General features: G+C 59.3%; 19 protein-coding genes. 18 read left to right on the top strand and 1 reads right to left on the bottom strand.

Annotated features, from left to right (window positions below):
* Positions 1-29 precede the first annotated feature (29 nt).
* The 18 genes from OKB87_RS01040 (at position 30) to OKB87_RS00955 (ending at position 15,365) form a co-directional block, all read left to right on the top strand.
* Positions 30-1,223 (top strand): MFS transporter, encoded by a 1,194-nt coding sequence (locus tag OKB87_RS01040; protein WP_270826158.1) that lies wholly within the window; start codon positions 30-32, stop codon positions 1,221-1,223.
* A gap of 2 nt (positions 1,224-1,225) precedes the next feature.
* Positions 1,226-2,200 carry an HTH-type transcriptional regulator YidZ gene (gene yidZ / locus OKB87_RS01035; protein WP_270826157.1) on the top strand — a complete coding sequence of 325 codons (975 nt, stop codon included), beginning with the start codon at positions 1,226-1,228 and terminating at the stop codon, positions 2,198-2,200.
* 69 nt (positions 2,201-2,269) lie between these two features.
* On the top strand, positions 2,270-2,935 hold the full coding sequence (locus OKB87_RS01030; protein WP_270826156.1) for an START domain-containing protein: 666 nt from the start codon (positions 2,270-2,272) through the stop codon (positions 2,933-2,935).
* A 248-nt stretch (positions 2,936-3,183) separates the two neighbouring features.
* Entirely contained in the window at positions 3,184-3,705 is a 522-nt protein-coding gene (yceD, locus tag OKB87_RS01025) for a 23S rRNA accumulation protein YceD (RefSeq protein ID WP_011706102.1), read from the top strand.
* 19 nt (positions 3,706-3,724) lie between these two features.
* Positions 3,725-3,892 (top strand): 50S ribosomal protein L32, encoded by a 168-nt coding sequence (rpmF, locus tag OKB87_RS01020; RefSeq protein ID WP_005300935.1) that lies wholly within the window; start codon positions 3,725-3,727, stop codon positions 3,890-3,892.
* 9 nt (positions 3,893-3,901) lie between these two features.
* Positions 3,902-4,921: a phosphate acyltransferase PlsX gene (gene plsX, locus OKB87_RS01015; protein WP_043119023.1), complete on the top strand. Its 1,020-nt coding sequence runs from the start codon at positions 3,902-3,904 to the stop codon at positions 4,919-4,921.
* Between the two features lie 7 nt (positions 4,922-4,928).
* The gene (locus OKB87_RS01010; RefSeq protein ID WP_201886118.1) at positions 4,929-5,888 is read left to right on the top strand and encodes a beta-ketoacyl-ACP synthase III; all 960 of its coding nucleotides are present in this window, start codon (positions 4,929-4,931) and stop codon (positions 5,886-5,888) included.
* Positions 5,889-5,957: 69 nt separating this feature from the next.
* Positions 5,958-6,893, top strand: coding sequence for an ACP S-malonyltransferase (fabD, locus tag OKB87_RS01005; protein ID WP_024944762.1), 936 nt, complete (start codon positions 5,958-5,960; stop codon positions 6,891-6,893).
* Between the two features lie 13 nt (positions 6,894-6,906).
* Entirely contained in the window at positions 6,907-7,641 is a 735-nt protein-coding gene (fabG, locus tag OKB87_RS01000; RefSeq protein ID WP_005300916.1) for a 3-oxoacyl-ACP reductase FabG, read from the top strand.
* A gap of 157 nt (positions 7,642-7,798) precedes the next feature.
* A complete protein-coding gene (gene acpP / locus OKB87_RS00995) occupies positions 7,799-8,035 on the top strand; it encodes an acyl carrier protein (RefSeq protein WP_005300909.1) in 237 nt (78 codons plus the stop codon).
* Positions 8,036-8,117: 82 nt separating this feature from the next.
* Positions 8,118-9,359 (top strand): beta-ketoacyl-ACP synthase II, encoded by a 1,242-nt coding sequence (gene fabF / locus OKB87_RS00990; protein WP_039215818.1) that lies wholly within the window; start codon positions 8,118-8,120, stop codon positions 9,357-9,359.
* A gap of 19 nt (positions 9,360-9,378) precedes the next feature.
* Complete coding sequence (gene pabC, locus OKB87_RS00985; protein WP_017408414.1) at positions 9,379-10,233, top strand: aminodeoxychorismate lyase; 855 nt, start codon at positions 9,379-9,381, stop codon at positions 10,231-10,233.
* Positions 10,223-11,224, top strand: a complete 1,002-nt coding sequence (gene mltG, locus OKB87_RS00980; protein WP_016350715.1) for an endolytic transglycosylase MltG — start codon at positions 10,223-10,225, stop codon at positions 11,222-11,224. The genes pabC and mltG overlap by 11 nt, the downstream gene beginning before the upstream one ends.
* Positions 11,224-11,865: a dTMP kinase gene (tmk, locus tag OKB87_RS00975; RefSeq protein ID WP_270826155.1), complete on the top strand. Its 642-nt coding sequence runs from the start codon at positions 11,224-11,226 to the stop codon at positions 11,863-11,865. Before mltG ends, tmk begins: the two co-directional genes overlap by 1 nt.
* Positions 11,850-12,797: a DNA polymerase III subunit delta' gene (holB, locus tag OKB87_RS00970; protein ID WP_270826154.1), complete on the top strand. Its 948-nt coding sequence runs from the start codon at positions 11,850-11,852 to the stop codon at positions 12,795-12,797. Before tmk ends, holB begins: the two co-directional genes overlap by 16 nt.
* A gap of 21 nt (positions 12,798-12,818) precedes the next feature.
* Positions 12,819-13,598 (top strand): TatD family hydrolase, encoded by a 780-nt coding sequence (locus OKB87_RS00965; protein ID WP_270826153.1) that lies wholly within the window; start codon positions 12,819-12,821, stop codon positions 13,596-13,598.
* Between the two features lie 376 nt (positions 13,599-13,974).
* Positions 13,975-14,916 (top strand): site-specific integrase, encoded by a 942-nt coding sequence (locus tag OKB87_RS00960; RefSeq protein WP_228519955.1) that lies wholly within the window; start codon positions 13,975-13,977, stop codon positions 14,914-14,916.
* A gap of 179 nt (positions 14,917-15,095) precedes the next feature.
* Positions 15,096-15,365: a RepB family protein gene (locus OKB87_RS00955; RefSeq protein WP_039215811.1), complete on the top strand. Its 270-nt coding sequence runs from the start codon at positions 15,096-15,098 to the stop codon at positions 15,363-15,365.
* 220 nt (positions 15,366-15,585) lie between these two features.
* Here OKB87_RS00955 and rsmF read toward each other — a convergent pair whose 3' ends face one another.
* The gene (gene rsmF, locus OKB87_RS00950) at positions 15,586-17,013 is read right to left on the bottom strand and encodes a 16S rRNA (cytosine(1407)-C(5))-methyltransferase RsmF (RefSeq protein WP_270826362.1); all 1,428 of its coding nucleotides are present in this window, start codon (positions 17,011-17,013) and stop codon (positions 15,586-15,588) included.
* Between the last annotated feature and the right edge of the window lie 66 nt (positions 17,014-17,079).

The following is a 17,079-nucleotide window of genomic DNA, read 5'->3' as shown; positions in this document are numbered from 1 at the left end:
TCGATGCTACCCATTCGCTGAGGAGTCCCATGGGCCGTTACATGCTCTGCTGTTTTTTGATGATCACGCTCTACCCGGTGGGGATCGATCTCTATCTGGTGGCGTTGCCCAACATAGGTGCCAGCCTTCAGGCCAGCGAGGCTCAACTGCACACCGCGTTTTCCCTCTATCTACTCGGCATGGCCGCGACCGTCCCGCTGGCCGGCCTGCTGGCGGATCGCCACGGCCGCAGGCCGGTGATCCTGAGCGGGGCCGGCTTGTTTATGCTGGCGTCGCTACTGGCCGGCAGCGCCGACGACACTGCGCAGTTTCTGCTGGCACGGGTGGGTCAGGGGGCAGGGGCCGGCGCGCTCTACATCATGACCTTTACCGTGCTGCGAGACGTGTTGCCACCGGCCCGGCTGGCGGCCGTGCTGTCGGCCATCAATGGGGTCATCTGCGTGATCCCCGTGCTGGCGCCGCTGCTCGGCTATCTCATCCTGACCGGCTTTCCATGGCCTGCCATCTTTCAGGCCATGGCGCTGCTCGGCGGTGTGGTGCTGCTGATCAACCTGCTGGGGCTGAAAGAGAGCCTGCCGGCGCACCCTGAGCCATCCTCGCGTGCGTCAGCAGCCCGCTTTGCCTTCTTGCGAGCGCCGCAGTTCCTCTGGATGTGTGGGTTGAGCAGTGCCGGCATGACCTGCATTCTGACCTATGTCAGCACTTCGCCGATGATCCTGATGACCCAGAGGGGGCTGGCAACCGTAGAGTATGCCCGCATCATGATGATCATGGCGATGATCAGCATGATTACCTCCTTCCTTGCCCCCTGGTTGCTGCGCCGGCTCCACAAGCACAGCCTGCTCGCACTGGCCCACGGTGGGTTGGGGTTGGCGCTGCTGCTGATCCTGGCCTCTCATCTTGAGAGCTCCTGGGGCCTGTGGCTGCTGCTGGCGGGCTTTGCCTTCATCTGCATCGGTTTTTCCGCGAGCTTCGGCATCGCCATGGGCGAGGCGCTGGCCAGTTGCCGTCATCAGATAGCGCTCGCCAGCGCCACCCTCTGTCTTGCCCAGATAACCGTGAGCGCCGGCTATATCTGGCTGATGGGGTGGCTTGGCTTTACCCCCAGCACGCTGCTTGCCTGTGCCCTGTTCGGCGCCGTGTTACTCTATCTGCTCTTTCGCGCCCTGGGACCGGCCTTCGATAGCCCCGCCCACGGCGCCCCGGTCATGGAGAATCCCTGAGCATGCGTCCCTTGATCGACCTCGATCTCAATTTGTTGGTGGTATTTCGGCTGTTGCTGCAAGAGCGCAGTGTCACCAAGGCTGCCAAGAAACTCAATGTCACGGCGCCTACCGTCAGCAAGGCGCTGGCGCGGCTGCGCGACTGGTTCGACGACCCGCTGTTCCTTCGCACTCAGCGGGGGTTGGAGCCCACCAATCTGTCGCTCACCCTGGAGGAAGAGCTCAAGGAGTGGTTCCAGCTATCGGGCAACATCGCCTCTCTCTGCGGCAATGCCATTCCGGCGGGGACCGCGTTCAGGCTGGTGCTGGAATCGCCCTTTTACATCAGCTTTCTCAATGATCTGCCTATGGTGATTTATGAAACCTATCGCAAATCGACCATCCGGATCATGAACTGGGACCATCACTCCCTCAACGACATCATCAATGGCGATGCCGATCTCGGCTTCTGTGCGAGGGAAACCCACCCCAGCTCGCTGGCCAGGGTCAATCGGCTGCCCTATTACATCGATCACGAGGTGTTGTTCGAAGACAGGCCCATGGTGTTTTTGCGCAAGGATCATCCGCTGCTGGCCCGCACCTGGAACCTCGACAACTTTCTCGCCTATCCCCATGTCAGCGTGGTGTGGGAGGCGAGCGATGCCTGGGCGCTCGACAGCCTGCTGGATGATGAGGGGCTCAGCCGGCAGGTGCCGATCCGGGTCTCCAGCTTCGAGCAGGCGCTGCATATCGCAGCCCAGTCTGACCACGAACTGATCGCGGTGGTGCCCTCCTATTGCGCCAGCTATGCCCGCCAGCACCATGACAATCTGATCTCCTTGCCGCTGCCGCTGGATGAAGCCCTCTACCGGCAACTCGACATCGCCTTCATCCTGCTCTGGCACAAGCGCAACAACCACAACACCAAGGTGCTGTGGCTGCGCGACGGGATCAAACGGCTCTACCACCAGCATATCGGGACCGCTGGCGCAGGTTAACCCTGACCTCTACCTCGCAGGGCCAGAAAAACGGCTATAAGCATAGGAATGGGCAAGGCGGGGTCATGGATGATGAGAGTCGGGATATGGCTGTTATGGTTGCTCTGTATGCCGGCCTGGGCACAGGGCTGGCACCTGCAGGCGGGGGAGGCGGGCATACTGCTGTGGAGCCGGGCTCATCCTCCCGGCGCCTTTCTGGCTTTGCGCCTGGAGATGAACGTGGCCGCTCCGCCCTCGGCGCTGCTGGCCGTACTGCGTGATACCGCCCGCCATCAGGAGTGGTTGCCTCAGAGCCTGGAGGTAAGAGTACTGGCCAAGCCGGCACCCGATGAAGATCTGGTCTATACCCGGCTCTCTGCGCCCTGGCCGGTACAGGAGCGGGAGCTTATCACCCACTCCCGCCTGCAACGCCTGCCAAATTGTGCTCTGGTGCTGACGGTATGGGCCGCCCCTGATGCTCTGCCGCCTTATCCCGGTCGGGTGCGGATCCGCACCAGTGAAGGACGCTGGGAGGCGGTGCCGCAACTCAACGGCACCACCCTGATACGCCTCGAAACCTATACCAACCCGGGTGACAACCTGCCTGGCTGGCTCATCAACCCCATCGCAGCCCAGGCCGCGCTGGACAGTTTTCGGGCCATCCGCCGTCTGATGGAGGCCATCCCGCCCGAACCTTGCCCTTGCGCCCGCATGCGGCAGGGGCGTCAGGTTGGGCTGTGCGGCAGCCATCCATGAACCCCGTTGGAGCAGGGGAGTGGTTGAGCCACCTGCGCCGTGAAATGCTGCTGTCAAGGAGTGAGCCGGATCCCCGCCGTCAACGCAAATGCGGCCAGGATCCGGTGTCGGATCCGTTGGTTTATGGCATAATCAGCCACCGGTGAGCGCAAGTTCCGCCATGTGCGGGGGTTGTGAGGTTAAAATCATCGGCGGTAAGGACTTTTTCCTTTGACTATCAGTTGTTGGACCTATAATATTCGCGCCCTATGCAAAAGGTGAAGTTGCCCGTAAAGGTTGATCCAGTCCGTAGTGCCTCGAAGCTGCTCGATTATGTCGGGATAGTGGAAAAGTCGCAGATGCCCAGGCTGGAGGAATCAACCGCAGGCTTGCAGAGTGATATCGATGTATCGCTGCACTTTGGCAAAGATGTCCAGAAGTTGACCGTTATGAAAGGCACTGCCCATGCCAAGGTTGACCTGGTTTGCCAGCGTTGTGGAGAAACATTCGAGCATCTCTGTGAAGCTGAATTTATCTACACTCCGCTGTTCGAGAGAACAAACGAGGAAGAACTGCCGGAAGCTTATGAGCCCATTGAGTTGGACGAAAACGGCGAGATGGATCTTCATCAAATCCTGGAGGATGAACTCATCCTCTCGTTGCCGCAGGTGGCCATGCATCCCATGGATGCTTGCCCGCGCGGTAACATGGAGATGACCTGGGGTGAAATCGAACCTGCTGATGAGCGGCCGAATCCCTTTGCAGTTCTTGAAGAGCTTAAACGTAAGTGAATTTAGGAGTTAGCCTACAATGGCCGTACAACAGAACCGTAAAACCCGTGCCAAGCGTGGCATGCGTCGTTCCCACGATGCGCTGACCACCGCTGCCCTGACTGTTGATCAGACCAGTGGCGAAATCCATCGTCGTCACCACGTGACTGCCGATGGTTTCTACCGCGGTAAAAAGGTAATCGCTTAAGGATTGCCTTTGTCTACGCAAACTGTCGCGCTAGACATCATGGGGGGAGATATTGGCCCCTCGGAAACAGTGCCTGCCGCCGTGCAGGCACTGTCTCTTTTACCCCAGTTAAAACTGATCCTGGTCGGTGACCAACACCAGACCACTCCTCTTTTGCAGCAACATGGCTTGCTGAATCATCCCCGCGTTCGTTTCGTGCATGCATCCCAGGTGGTTGGCATGGGCGACAAACCGATCGTGGCGCTGCGCACCCTGAAAGACTCCTCCATGCGGGTCGTCCTCAATCTGGTGAAAGCTGGCGAGGCCGATGCCTGCGTCAGCGCCGGCAATACCGGTGCGCTGATGGCCATGGCCAAGTGCGTGCTCAAATCCCTGCCCGGGGTCGACCGACCCGCCCTCATCAAGGCGTTGCCTACCCTTTCCGGCAAACGTACCGTGATGCTGGATCTTGGCGCCAACGTCAGCTGCGATGCCGACACCCTGCTGCAATTTGCGGTGATGGGCGCCGTGGTGGCTGAAAAGGTGGAGGGCATTGCCACTCCCAGGGTGGCCCTGCTCAACGTGGGGGAGGAGGAGATCAAGGGCAACGATCTGGTACGCCATAGTGCTGAGCTGCTGCGCCAGTGCCAGGCGCTCAACTTCGTCGGTTTTGTCGAAGGGGACCGGATCTTCAGCGGCGAGTACGACGTGATCGTCTGCGACGGTTTTGTCGGCAACGTGGCCCTCAAGACGGCGGAAGGGGTCGTGCGGATGATGGCCCAACTGGCCGGATATCCCCGCAAAAAACGCAGTTTTCTTGGTCGTATCGCCGGATTTATGTTCAAACGGCGTTTTTCTTACCTGAACCCCGACCAGTATAACGGTGCAAGTCTGTTAGGATTGCGCGGCATTGTGGTAAAAAGCCACGGGCGGGCCGAACGGCGCGCCCTGTGTAACGCGATCCTGCTGGCCGCGCAAGAGGCCAAGCATCAACTTCCATTGCAAATAGCAGATCGCCTTGAATCTGTCTTTTCCGACAGGGATCTATAAGAACTCTATGCATAGCAAAATTTTGGGTACTGGCAGTTATCTGCCGAACTCGGTACGTACCAATGCCGATCTCGAACAGATGGTGGAAACCAGCGACGAGTGGATTGTGGAGCGTACCGGGATCCGTGAACGTCGCATTGCCGGTGCCGATGAAACCGTCGCCACCCTGTCTCACCAGGCCGCTCTGCGCGCCCTGGACGCGGCGGGCCTGACCGCCGCCGATCTCGACATGATAGTGTTGGCCACCACCAGTGCCGAGAACGCCTTCCCGGCCGCCGCCTGTGAATTGCAGGGCCTGCTCGGGGTGCAAGGGATCCCGGCCTTTGATGTGGCCGCCGCCTGCGCCGGCTTTACCTACGCGCTCTCCATCGCCGATCAGTTCGTCAAATCCGGTGCCGCCCGCCACGTACTGGTGGTCGGGGCCGATGTGCTGTCACGCATGTGCGATCCGCAAGATCGCGGCACCATCATCCTCTTTGGTGACGGGGCAGGGGCTGTGGTGATCGGCGCCAGCGAAACGCCGGGTATTCTCTCCACCCATCTGCATGCGGATGGCCGTTACGGCGATCTGCTCAAGCTGCCGCAGCCGCGCCGCGGTATGCCGGGGGCCGAGCTTGAAGCCTACATGTACATGAAGGGCAACGATGTGTTCAAGGTGGCGGTCACCCGTTTGAGCGAGATCGTCACCGAAACCCTGGCCGCCGCCGGCATCGCGCCGAGCGAGCTGGACTGGCTGGTGCCTCATCAGGCCAACTTCCGCATCATCAGCGCCACCGCCAAGAAGCTTGGCATGGGGCTAGACAAGGTGGTGCTGACCCTCGACAAGCACGGCAACACCTCTGCCGCCTCCGTGCCCATCGCCTTCGATGAAGGGGTGCGTGACGGCCGGATCAAACCGGGCCAGCTGGTATTGCTGGAAGCCTTCGGCGGTGGTTTTGCCTGGGGCTCGGCGCTGGTTCGCCTCTGATCGTGGTCGGGATGAGCAATCTGGCTCATCCTGCCGCTCTCATTTTTGTCTTATCTAAAGGAATCAATGATGACCCAATTTGCCATTGCCTTCCCGGGACAGGGCTCCCAAACCGTCGGCATGCTGGCCGAGCTGGCCGAACAACATGCCGTGATCAAGGAGACCTTCGCCGAGGCGAGCCAGGTGCTGGGTTATGACCTGTTTGCCCTGGTGATGGATGGTCCGGCCGACGATCTGAACAAGACCTGGCGCACCCAGCCTGCTTTGCTGACAGCCTCTGTCGCGCTGTGGCGTCTGTGGCAGCAGCAGGGTGGGGCAACCCCCGCCGTGATGGCTGGCCACAGCCTGGGTGAGTACTCCGCTCTGGTGTGCAGCGGTGCACTGGCCTTTACCGATGCGGTCAAACTGGTCGAGCTGCGTGGTCTGGCCATGCAGGAAGCCGTGCCGGAAGGCACCGGTGCCATGGCCGCCATCATCGGGCTGGACAATGACGCCATCGCCGCCAACTGCGAAAAAGCGGCGCAAGGCCAGGTGGTCTCTCCGGTTAACTTCAACTCTCCGGGCCAGGTGGTCATCGCCGGCCACAAAGAGGCCGTCGAGCGTGCCAACGTGCTGATGAAAGAGTCCGGCGCCAAGCGTGCACTGCCGCTGCCGGTCTCCGTGCCTTCTCACTGTGCCTTGATGAAACCTGCCGCAGAAAAATTGGCAGCTGCGCTGGACGGGATCGAGATCAAGGTTCCTGCCATCGCTGTCATCAATAATGTCGACGTATCCTGTGAACAGGATCCGGCCGCCATCAAACAGGCTCTGGTGCGTCAGCTGTTCAGCCCGGTTCGTTGGACCGAGACTGTCGAGCGGATGGCCAATGAGGGGGTTACCCTCGAGATCGAGATGGGACCGGGCAAGGTATTGACCGGGCTCGCCAAGCGCATCGACAAGCGCGTGGAAGGTATTCATGCCAACGATGCCGCCTCTTTCGAGCAGGCGCTGGCCCAGATCAAGTAAACAGGAGCAAGTAATGAGCTTTACCGATAAGGTTGTGTTGGTGACCGGTGCCAGTCGTGGCATCGGCCGTGCAATTGCCGAAACTTTTGCGGCCCGTGGCGCCAAAGTAGTCGGCACGGCGACCAGCGAGAGCGGCGCCGAGGCGATCAGCGCCTATCTGGGTGAGCAGGGTTGTGGCATGGCACTGAACGTGACCAGCCAGGAATCCATCGAAGCCGTCTTCGCCGCCATCAAGGCGCGTTTTGGCGACATCGACATCCTGATCAACAACGCCGGTATCACCCGTGACAACCTGCTGATGCGGATGAAGGACGATGAGTGGAACGAGATCATCGACACCAACCTCACTTCCCTGTATCGACTGAGCAAACCGGTGCTGCGCGCCATGATGAAGAAGCGCAATGGCCGCATCATCAGCATCGGCTCCGTGGTCGGTACCATGGGCAATGCCGGTCAGGTCAACTATGCGGCCGCCAAGGCGGGACTGGTTGGTTTTACCAAGTCGCTGGCCCGTGAAGTGGCCTCCCGTGGTATCACAGTGAACGCGGTTGCCCCCGGTTTCATCGAGACCGATATGACCAAGGCGCTCAATGAAGAGCAGCGTGCCGGCATCATGAGCCAGGTGCCTGCCGCTCGTCTGGGCGATCCAAAAGAAATTGCCGCTGCTGTGGTATTCTTGGCATCGGATGATGCCGCCTACATCACTGGCGAAACCCTGCATGTTAATGGCGGGATGTACATGGTGTAATCAATTTGTCGTGAGATCTGTTCAAATTTGCGATAGTACGCCGAAGTTTGGCGAATTTCGTGGTTTGACCAGCGGCAAGCCACTTGCAAACTCACGTCAATTGAATAAACTACCCCAACCAGACGCAATAGCGTATTTTTAAAGGAAAATTCAGGTCATGAGCAACATCGAAGAACGCGTAAAGAAAATCATCATCGAACAACTGGGTGTTAAAGAAGAAGACGTTAAGAACGCTGCCTCCTTCGTCGACGACCTGGGCGCTGACTCTTTGGATACCGTTGAACTGGTAATGGCGCTGGAAGAAGAATTCGATACCGAAATTCCTGATGAAGAAGCCGAGAAGATCACCACTGTTCAAGCGGCTATCGACTACATCACCGCTAATCAGGAATAAGTTCCTGTTCTGAAAGAAGCGGCCCAAGGGCCGCTTCTTTTATGTTTACCCCTTTTCAAAACACCTCTCGGAGACTACCTCAGTGTCAAAACGCAGAGTCGTGGTGACCGGCTTGGGGATGCTTTCCCCGGTAGGCAACACTGCCGAATCCAGCTGGCAAGCCCTGCTCAACGGGCAGAGCGGCATTTCTCCCATCGAACACTTTGATGCCAGCGAGTTTGCGACCCGTTTCGCAGGCCAGGTCAAGGATTTCGATCCCGAGCAGTACGGTATCAACCGCAAAGAAGCTCGCAAGATGGATCTCTTCATCCAGTACGGTATCGCCGCAGGCATACAGGCGCTGGATGATGCCGGTCTCGTCATCAACGAGGCAAATGCCGAGCGTGTCGGTGTGGCGATCGGTTCCGGTATCGGCGGCCTGGGTCTGATTGAACAGAACCACAGCAGCCTGGTCAACGGCGGCCCCCGCAAGCTGAGCCCCTTCTTCGTGCCGTCCACCATCATCAATATGGTGTCCGGTCATCTCTCCATCATGAAGGGTCTGCAAGGGCCGAACATCGCCGTGACCACCGCCTGTACCACAGGTACCCATGCCATCGGCATGGCCGGCCGGATGATCGCCTACGGCGATGCGGACGTGATGGTGGCCGGCGGCGCCGAAAAAGCCTCCACCCCGATGGGGATGGGCGGTTTTGCGGCGGCCAAGGCGCTCTCCAACCGCAACGACGAGCCGACCAAGGCCAGCCGTCCGTGGGATAAAGATCGCGACGGTTTCGTATTGGGTGATGGCGCCGGGGTGCTGGTGCTGGAAGAGTACGAACACGCCAAGGCCCGCGGCGCCAAGCTCTACGCCGAGCTGGTCGGTTTTGGCATGAGTGGCGATGCCTACCACATGACGGCGCCTCCCGCTGACGGCAACGGTGGCGCCCGCGCCATGCAAAATGCCATCAAGGATGCCGGCATCGCCCCCGAGCAGGTGGGTTACATCAACGCCCACGGTACTTCCACCCCCCTGGGTGACGTGGCCGAACTGCGCGGCATGAAAGCGGTGTTTGGCGAGCATGCCAAATCCCTGATGATCAGCTCCACCAAGTCGATGACCGGTCACCTGCTGGGTGCCGCCGGCGCCATCGAGGCGATCATCACGGTACTGGCGCTGCGCGATCAGATGGCGCCGCCCACCATCAACCTGGACAACCCGGATGATGAGTGTGATCTGGACCTGGTGCCTCATGTTGCCAAGGCTGGCAACTTCGAATATGCCCTCTCCAATTCCTTCGGTTTTGGTGGCACCAATGGCTCACTGATCTTCAAACGCGTATAATTCGCCCTGGGCGGATAGTATGGGCCCGATACGACAGTATCGGGCCTTTTTTATCGGAGGGATCCTTTTGCTGATCAATGGAATACCGACAGACAGCGTTTCCGCCATGGATCGTGGCCTGGCTTATGGCGATGGCCATTTCACCACCTTGCTGGTCAAGGATGGTCGCCCCGTTTGGTGGCCGGCTCACCTGGCACGGCTGCAGCAAGCGAGCGCCAGACTCGGCCTTGCCGAGCTGGACTGGCAACAGCTTGGTGACGAGGTCGCCGGGATGGCTCGCGACCAGACGTTGGCGGTGATCAAGGTGATGTTGACCCGAGGCAGCGGTGGCCGGGGGTATGATGGCACCGCCTGCCATGCACCAACCCGGATCCTGTCGCTGGCCGCTTATCCGGCTCACTACCCGGCGTGGCAGCAAACCGGCATTCCCCTGCTGGTATGCCAGCAACGACTGGGCGACGCCCCCATGCTGGCGGGCCTCAAGACCCTCAATCGGCTGGAGCAGGTGCTGCTGAAAAGCGAACTTGCGGCGCGTTCGGGAGTCGAAGGTATAGTCTTGAACAGCCGGGGATTTCTGGTAGAAGGGGTCAGTGCCAATCTGTTTTGGCGCCGTGGCAGAACGGTGTTTACGCCGGATCTTACCCACTGCGGCATAGACGGCATCATGCGGCGCCATGTGATGGCGATGCTAAAACAGATGAGCATTGAACTGCGTGTCGTGGAGGCTCCGCTGGAGTCACTGTGGCAGGCCGAAGAGGTATGGCTGACCAATACCCTGATGGGCATAGTGCCGGTGACCGGCATCGGGGAGACCCAATATGCCAGTCCGGTATTGATCCGCCGTTTACAGGAGCGTTTGGTCATTGAAGTTTAATCGGCTTTACACCCTGCTCGCGGGCGCGGCGCTGACAGTCGCCGTGGCCGGGGGCTATGTACATTACAAATGGCAGCAGGTGGAGACGCTCACCAACAAGGGGCCGACCCGCCTCTTTACCGTCGAGAAGGGGGCCCATGCGGCGCGCCTGATCGCCGAACTGGGGGAGGGGGAAACCAGCCCCTGGGCGGTGCGGCTCTGGCTGCGCGGTCACCCCGAGCTGGTTGCCATCAAATCCGGCACCTATGAAATCAAGGAGGGGGCTCCGCTCAAGGAGACTCTCTCCCTGTTCGCCTCCGGCAAGGAGTTTCACTTCAGCCTGACCTTCGTCGAAGGATCCCGTTTCGAGGATTGGCTGAAGCAGCTGGCCAGCGCCCCTTATCTGGAGCGGTTGACGGTGGAGCAGAGCGAGGCGGATCTGGCCCAGGAGCTTGGCATCGACAATGGCAAGCTGGAGGGGTGGTTCCTGCCGGAAACCTACGCCTATACCACTCATGCCAGCGATATTTCCATCCTGCGTCGCGCCTATCAGGACATGCGAGCCTTTCTGCAGCAGAGCTGGGACAAGCGCCAGGCCAATCTGCCTTACAAGACCCCTTATGAGGCGCTGATCATGGCCTCGATCATCGAAAAAGAGACCGGTCAGCCGGAAGAGCGGGCCCAGATTGCCTCGGTATTCGTCAATCGCCTGCGTCTTGGCATGAAGCTGCAGACCGATCCCACCGTCATCTACGGGGTGAAGGACAGGTATGATGGCAACATCCGCCGCAGCGACCTGACCGATGTGAACCCCTACAACACCTATGTGATCGACGGCTTGCCGCCCACGCCCATCGCCATGCCGGGCAAGGCTTCCATCGAGGCGGCGCTCAACCCCAAATCGACCGACTACCTCTATTTTGTCGCCAAAGGGGGCGGTGCCCACTACTTCTCCAAGACCCTCGATGAACACAATCGGGCGGTCCGCGAATACATATTGAAGAAACCCTAATGTCTAAATTTATCGTGATTGAAGGACTGGAAGGAGCAGGGAAGAGCTCCGCGGTACGTTATGTGACCGATTATCTGCATGGCCACGGCGTGGTGCGGATCGAGTGTACCCGTGAGCCGGGCGGTACCCCGCTGGCCGAGCGGATGCGGGCCATCGTCAAGGAGGTGCACGACGAGCACCTCACCATCGAAGCCGAACTGCTGCTGATGTACGCCTCCCGGGTCCAGCTGGTCGAGACTCGCATCAAGCCGGCGCTGGCCGACGGTGTCTGGGTGGTGGGTGATCGCCACGATCTCTCGTCCCAGGCCTATCAGGGCGGTGGCCGTGGCATCGATGCCAATCTCATCGGTGCCATCAAACGGGCCGTGCTCGGCGACTTCAAACCGGATCTGACGCTCTATCTCGACATCGATCCCGCCATCGGCCTGCAGCGGGCCCGCCACCGCGGTGAGCTGGACCGGATCGAGCTCGAGCAGCTCAGCTTCTTCGAACGTACCCGCCAGCGCTATCTGGAATTGGCTGCCGCCGATGAGTCAATCAAGGTGATCGATGCCGGCCAAGCGCCGGAGCAGGTCAAGGCGGCCATCGAGGCTGCACTGGCCCACTATCTGAAAGATGAGCCCTCATGTATCCCTGGTTGATCCCGGACTGGCATGCCTTGAGCCAGACCGCCGCGGCTGGCCGACTCGGTCACGCCTGGTTGCTGCTCGGTGATCCCGGCCTTGGCAAGGAGCAGCTTGCGGAACAATTGGCGCGCTTGCACCTTTGCTATCGGCCCGATCGGGGTGAGCCCTGCGGTCAATGTCACTCCTGCCAGCTGTTTGAGAAGGGCCATCATCCGGATCTGGGCACCCTGACGACGGAGAGCAAGACCATCGGGGTCGAGGCCATCCGCGAGATCTGTTCACGGCTGCAGAATTCGGCCCAGCTTGGTCGCGGCAAGGTGGTGATCATCCCGGATGCGGAGCGCATGACGGAGTCGGCCGCCAACGCCCTGCTCAAAACCCTGGAAGAGCCTGCCGGCGACAGCTTGCTGTTGCTGATCGCCTCCCAGGTTTCCCGCCTGTTGCCGACCATTCTCAGTCGCTGTCACAAACATGTCTGCCAGTTGCCTGCCGAAGGTGAGACGGTGCGCTGGCTGGCCGGGCAGGGTCATCAGGCCACGCTGGCCCAGGTACGGATCTGTCAGGGGGCACCGCTGCGGGTACTGCGCTATATCGAAGAGCAGCAAGACAGTGCCCGCCGGGATCTGCTGGAGAGTTTTCTCGCGCTGGCACAGACGCCGACTCGGGCCAACCACGTGTGCGGTCTGCTAGCGAGCGATACCCAGGTCAGGCTGCACTGGTTGCAGCTGTTCTTGTGCGATGCCCTCAAGACGCAGGCCGGTTGCGGCCATCATCAGCTGGCGATGCCGGATCTGACGGCGCTCAGCCAGCAGCTGGCCGAGCTTCATTCCAGCGAGAAGCTGCTGGAAGCGGAGCAACAGCTGGTCGAACTGAAGATGGCCTGCCAGCCGGGGCAGCTCTCCAATCCCACCATCCATCTGATGAACTGGCTGACTCGCTGGTTATAGATCTCGCTACAAAGGTTTTATATGTTACTCGTTGATTCCCATTGTCATCTCGATCGCCTGAGTTATGGCAGCAAGCAGACCAATATGGCCGATGTGCTGGTCAAGGCCGCCGAGCAGGACGTGGGATATTTTCTGTGTGTGAGCGTTACCCAGGCACAGTTCCCGACCATGCTGGAAGCGATCGCCCCTTATCCTCAGGTGTTTGCCTCCTGTGGTGTGCACCCTCTCAATCAGGATCCTGGCGTCGATGCCGCCTTGTTGTTGACCCAAGCGGCAGATGAAAGGGTGGTGGCTATCGGCGAGACCGGGCTCGACTACTTCTATTCGCCGGAGAACAAGGAAGTACAACAGGCTTCTTTCCGCGAGCATATCCGGGTGGCCCGTGCCCTGAACAAACCCCTCATCATCCATACCCGTGATGCCCAGCAGGATACCCTGCAGATCATGCGCGAAGAGGGGGCCGAGCAGGTCGGCGGGGTGTTGCACTGCTTCACCGAGTCGCTCGAGATGGCGGAGGCGGCCATGGCGATGGGTTTTTATATCTCCATCTCTGGTATCGCTACCTTCAAAAATGCGGCTGCTTTGCAGGCAGTGGTCAAGGCGCTGCCGCTGGAGCGACTGCTGGTTGAAACCGACTCACCTTATCTGGCGCCGGTTCCGCACCGTGGCAGGGAGAACGAGCCGGCCTTTGTGCGCGACGTGGCCCAGTTCATCGCGGATCTACGGCAAATGCCGCTGGCCGAATTGGCACAAGCGACCAGTCACAACTTCTTCGAGTTGTTCAAGTTGGCAAAGCGATAACAAACAACGCCCCGCATAGCGGGGCGTTTTACTATGACAATCAACACTATCATGGCCCATCCCAAAACGATCATGGATAGTCGTTATCTCTCACTTGGTGTGGTGGATGCTGATGAGATCAAATCCCCAAGCCCTGATAAAACGGAGCAGGGATGAGAGGGAGCTGAGGAATAAATGAGGGGGTTGAAAGCACTCTTCATAAGTATCGATAATATTCATTATCGATACTTGATAGATCTGCAAGATCCTGTAAGATCCAACGAAACTCCGCATTAAATCATAGAGTTAAGTGAACTACCCACACATCCAGGCCCAAACTCAACAGGCTTTGCAGAGTGTCTTCGATCCTCAGTTGAACAGTCGGGCCAGACGCTTCCTGCGTAGTGCCAAAGCCGATTCCACCCTCAATGCCTATCAGGCCGATACCCGCATCTTCGTGTTCTGGTGTCAGCTGCATGGGCTCGATCCATTGCAAACCACCCATCATGACATCATGAACTTCCTGGCGGATCAGGCCGATGGCATCCTGGCTGACTGGATCTGGCTGGACAAGGAAGAGGGGAAGGGGGAGCTGCGCAACGGTGAACCCCGCAAGCCAGCCACTCTGGTAAGACGGCTCGCCGGCATTCGTTATGCTTTCAAGCAGAAGGGGATCCACCCCATGCCGACCGAGCACGCGGAGATAAAGGAGATGATGCGGGGCATAGTACGGCTCGGTGACAACCGCAAACGCAAAACGGGGGCGCTGACCCTGAAACCGCTGGCCTGTGTGCTCGACGAGATCGACACCGGCAATCTGGCGGGGCTGCGGGATTACACCTTATTGCTGCTGATGTTCAGCGGCGCCTTGCGACGCTCGGAGGCCGCAAGAATTGAGGTGGATGATCTCGACTTTGTGGGGCAGGGGATCCGTCTTCGGCTCAAACCCAGCAAGCATCAGCTCCATGAAACGGAGATCGCCCTGGTGCCAGGCAAACAATATTGTCCGGTGTCGGCACTGGCGCGCTGGCTCAAACAGAGCAGGATCAGCGAGGGCGCCCTGTTTCGCCGCATGAATCGCTGGGGTCAGCTCATGCAGGAACCGCTCGGTCCGCAGGGTATCAACCTGATGATCAAGCGGCGTACCGGTCAGGCCATCGACGATCTCCAGGTCAGTGGCCACAGTCTGCGCCGCGGCTTCATCACCTCGGCGGTCACTGCCGGCAAACCGATGAACAAGATCATCGAGGTCACCCGCCACAAGGATATCCGCACCTTGCAGGAGTATTTCGACGATGCACACAAGTTCTCGGATCACGCCCTGGATGGCTTGCTGTAAGCTAACCGCGTCACTAATATTTTTATGTTAAATGATATCTTGTTGATCCAATGATATATTTGCAGCGCGCTGCACTCACCCCATCAAGAGGGGGAGAGTCAGGCTCCTCACGTTCGTCAGCAAATGGTGAAGAATCGATGAGAGATAACAGGCGATAAGAATCAAAGTTGCAAGGTGATATGAGCCAAGAAATGAAAGTGAGCAGTGCGCAAGACAACGCCGAGCGCCAGCGCCAGCACGTGAAACGCAAGCAGGAAACTCACAGCCGATTGCAATGCTGGATCAGCAATCGCCACGCCGAACGGTTGGCCATGCTGGGGTTGCAACTCGAAGACAGCCAGGCTTCTCTCATCGAGCAGGCCATCGATCTGCTTTATCAACATGAGCTTGAACAGAAACAAGCTGCGCCGCATGTCGAAGTGCCAGAGCCGGCAGAGGTGCTTGAGTAAACGCATCGGCGGCATGATGCTTCATTGCGACATGCGAACGGCGAACATAAAAAAAGCCAGGTACGAATTCCTTGTACCTGGCATAGGGGAATTGGCTCCTTGCAGAGCCGTGCGCTAACTGGTGTTCGGATAGCCTTAAGCTTAGACAAGGCTCAAGGCTTTTCAAGATCCACGCAAAAGTTCAACCGGAGTGTGGGTTTTCCAGCTCCGACGACACTCGTTACACGAACAGATTGTTGTCGCGCACCAGCTCGCGGGGCAGGGCATTCTTGACCCGGCTGCCCACCCATTTCCCCATGCCCAGGGTATGCCCCTGATAACGGACGATCACCTCGCCAGTGCCGGCGGCTTGCTCCGGCCACACATCCCGCCCCATCATGAACTCCCGAGCATCAGCAATGCCGAGCTCGACGAATCCCTTGCTCGCACCGTCGCCATAGGCCAGCGCCCACTCATGGGTCAGCCGATAACCTTTCTTGAAGGTCTCAGCCAGTTTCAGCCCGATGCGATCGAAACGCAGCTTGCCCTGTACCTGTTCGAACAGCTGGGGGAAGAGCCAGATCTCCTCGCTGCGGCCGAACAGATTTCCCTGCGGCACGACCCCGAAGGCGGCTTCAATCTCCCGCAGCATGGGCTCTGACTCCTTGGCCGGCAGCGGCGAGAAAGGAAATTTGCCGAGTTTGCCCGGTTTGAACATGGTGTTGGGCACTGAGTGGTGCTTGCGCAATCTGGCAACGAAAAAGCCTTCACTGTCGAAGATTTGGGGCCAAACGTGCAGGTATCCTTCCGGTGTGCATGCCTGTTCTGCAGTGGGGAAGAGATCGGCCAGCGAGTCAAAGCTGAACGAATCGCCGAATTTGTCCAGCAGTGACTGACAGACGGCCTGGTTCTCCTGCAGGCTCAAGGTGCAGGTGGAGTAGACCAGTACGCCACCCGGTTTGAGGGCATGAAAAGCACTCTCCAGCAACCCCTGCTGCACCGCTGCAATCTCGTCGATGCTCTCGATGCTCCAGTTGCGCAAGGCATCTTCATCCTTGCGCACCGTGCCCTCGCCGGAGCAGGGGGCGTCGAGCAGGATGGCATCGAAGGTCTCTGGCAACCACTGGCCGAAGACCTTGGCATCGAAGTGGGTCATGCCCACGTTGGTCACGCCGCAGCGCTGCAGATTGGCGCTGAGCACCTTGAGCCGGCTACTGGAGTACTCGTTGGCAACCAGCATGCCCTGGTTGTTCATCAGGGCCGCGATCTGGGTGGTCTTGGAGCCGGGCGCCGCCGCCGCGTCCAGCAACATGCCATCGCGCCGGGTCTGCTCGCAGGCAAACAGGGCGGTGACCGGCAGCATGGAGCTCGCCTCCTGAATGTAGAAGAGCCCGCTTAAATGCTCGGCGGTGTTGCCAAGGGGCACGCTCTCGTCTTCGCGGCTGAGCCAGAAGCCGGTGTCGCACCAGGGCACGGGATCGAGCTGCCAGCCAAGCGGCTGCATCTGCGCCACAAACGCCGCCACCGATATCTTCAGGGTATTGACCCGGATGCTGCGCCGCAGCGGTCGTCGACAACTGGCCACGAACTCATCCATGGAGAGGTGCGCCGGCATGATGGCCGCGATATGGCGCAAGAAGTGATCGGGAAGATAGGTGTTGTCGTGCACGGTGCAGTCTCGTTGACCGAAAAAGAGGGGCGACATCTTATCACAAGGGCAGGAATATTCTGAAAG

Origin of the sequence: Aeromonas sp. Y318-1 (genome assembly GCF_027706125.1) — a bacterium.
GTDB classification, from domain to species: Bacteria; Pseudomonadota; Gammaproteobacteria; order Enterobacterales; family Aeromonadaceae; genus Aeromonas; species Aeromonas hydrophila.
This window is presented reverse-complemented; position numbering and strand designations above follow the sequence as displayed.

Coding starts and splice junctions, on each gene's coding strand:
- OKB87_RS01040 (WP_270826158.1), top strand. CDS start 30: ATGGGCCGTTACATGCTCTGCTGTTTTTTGATGATCACGCTCTACCCG.
- yidZ (WP_270826157.1), top strand. CDS start 1,226: ATGCGTCCCTTGATCGACCTCGATCTCAATTTGTTGGTGGTATTTCGG.
- OKB87_RS01030 (WP_270826156.1), top strand. CDS start 2,270: ATGATGAGAGTCGGGATATGGCTGTTATGGTTGCTCTGTATGCCGGCC.
- yceD (WP_011706102.1), top strand. CDS start 3,184: ATGCAAAAGGTGAAGTTGCCCGTAAAGGTTGATCCAGTCCGTAGTGCC.
- rpmF (WP_005300935.1), top strand. CDS start 3,725: ATGGCCGTACAACAGAACCGTAAAACCCGTGCCAAGCGTGGCATGCGT.
- OKB87_RS01010 (WP_201886118.1), top strand. CDS start 4,929: ATGCATAGCAAAATTTTGGGTACTGGCAGTTATCTGCCGAACTCGGTA.
- fabD (WP_024944762.1), top strand. CDS start 5,958: ATGACCCAATTTGCCATTGCCTTCCCGGGACAGGGCTCCCAAACCGTC.
- fabG (WP_005300916.1), top strand. CDS start 6,907: ATGAGCTTTACCGATAAGGTTGTGTTGGTGACCGGTGCCAGTCGTGGC.
- acpP (WP_005300909.1), top strand. CDS start 7,799: ATGAGCAACATCGAAGAACGCGTAAAGAAAATCATCATCGAACAACTG.
- pabC (WP_017408414.1), top strand. CDS start 9,379: ATGGGCCCGATACGACAGTATCGGGCCTTTTTTATCGGAGGGATCCTT.
- tmk (WP_270826155.1), top strand. CDS start 11,224: ATGTCTAAATTTATCGTGATTGAAGGACTGGAAGGAGCAGGGAAGAGC.
- holB (WP_270826154.1), top strand. CDS start 11,850: ATGTATCCCTGGTTGATCCCGGACTGGCATGCCTTGAGCCAGACCGCC.
- OKB87_RS00965 (WP_270826153.1), top strand. CDS start 12,819: ATGTTACTCGTTGATTCCCATTGTCATCTCGATCGCCTGAGTTATGGC.
- OKB87_RS00955 (WP_039215811.1), top strand. CDS start 15,096: ATGAGCCAAGAAATGAAAGTGAGCAGTGCGCAAGACAACGCCGAGCGC.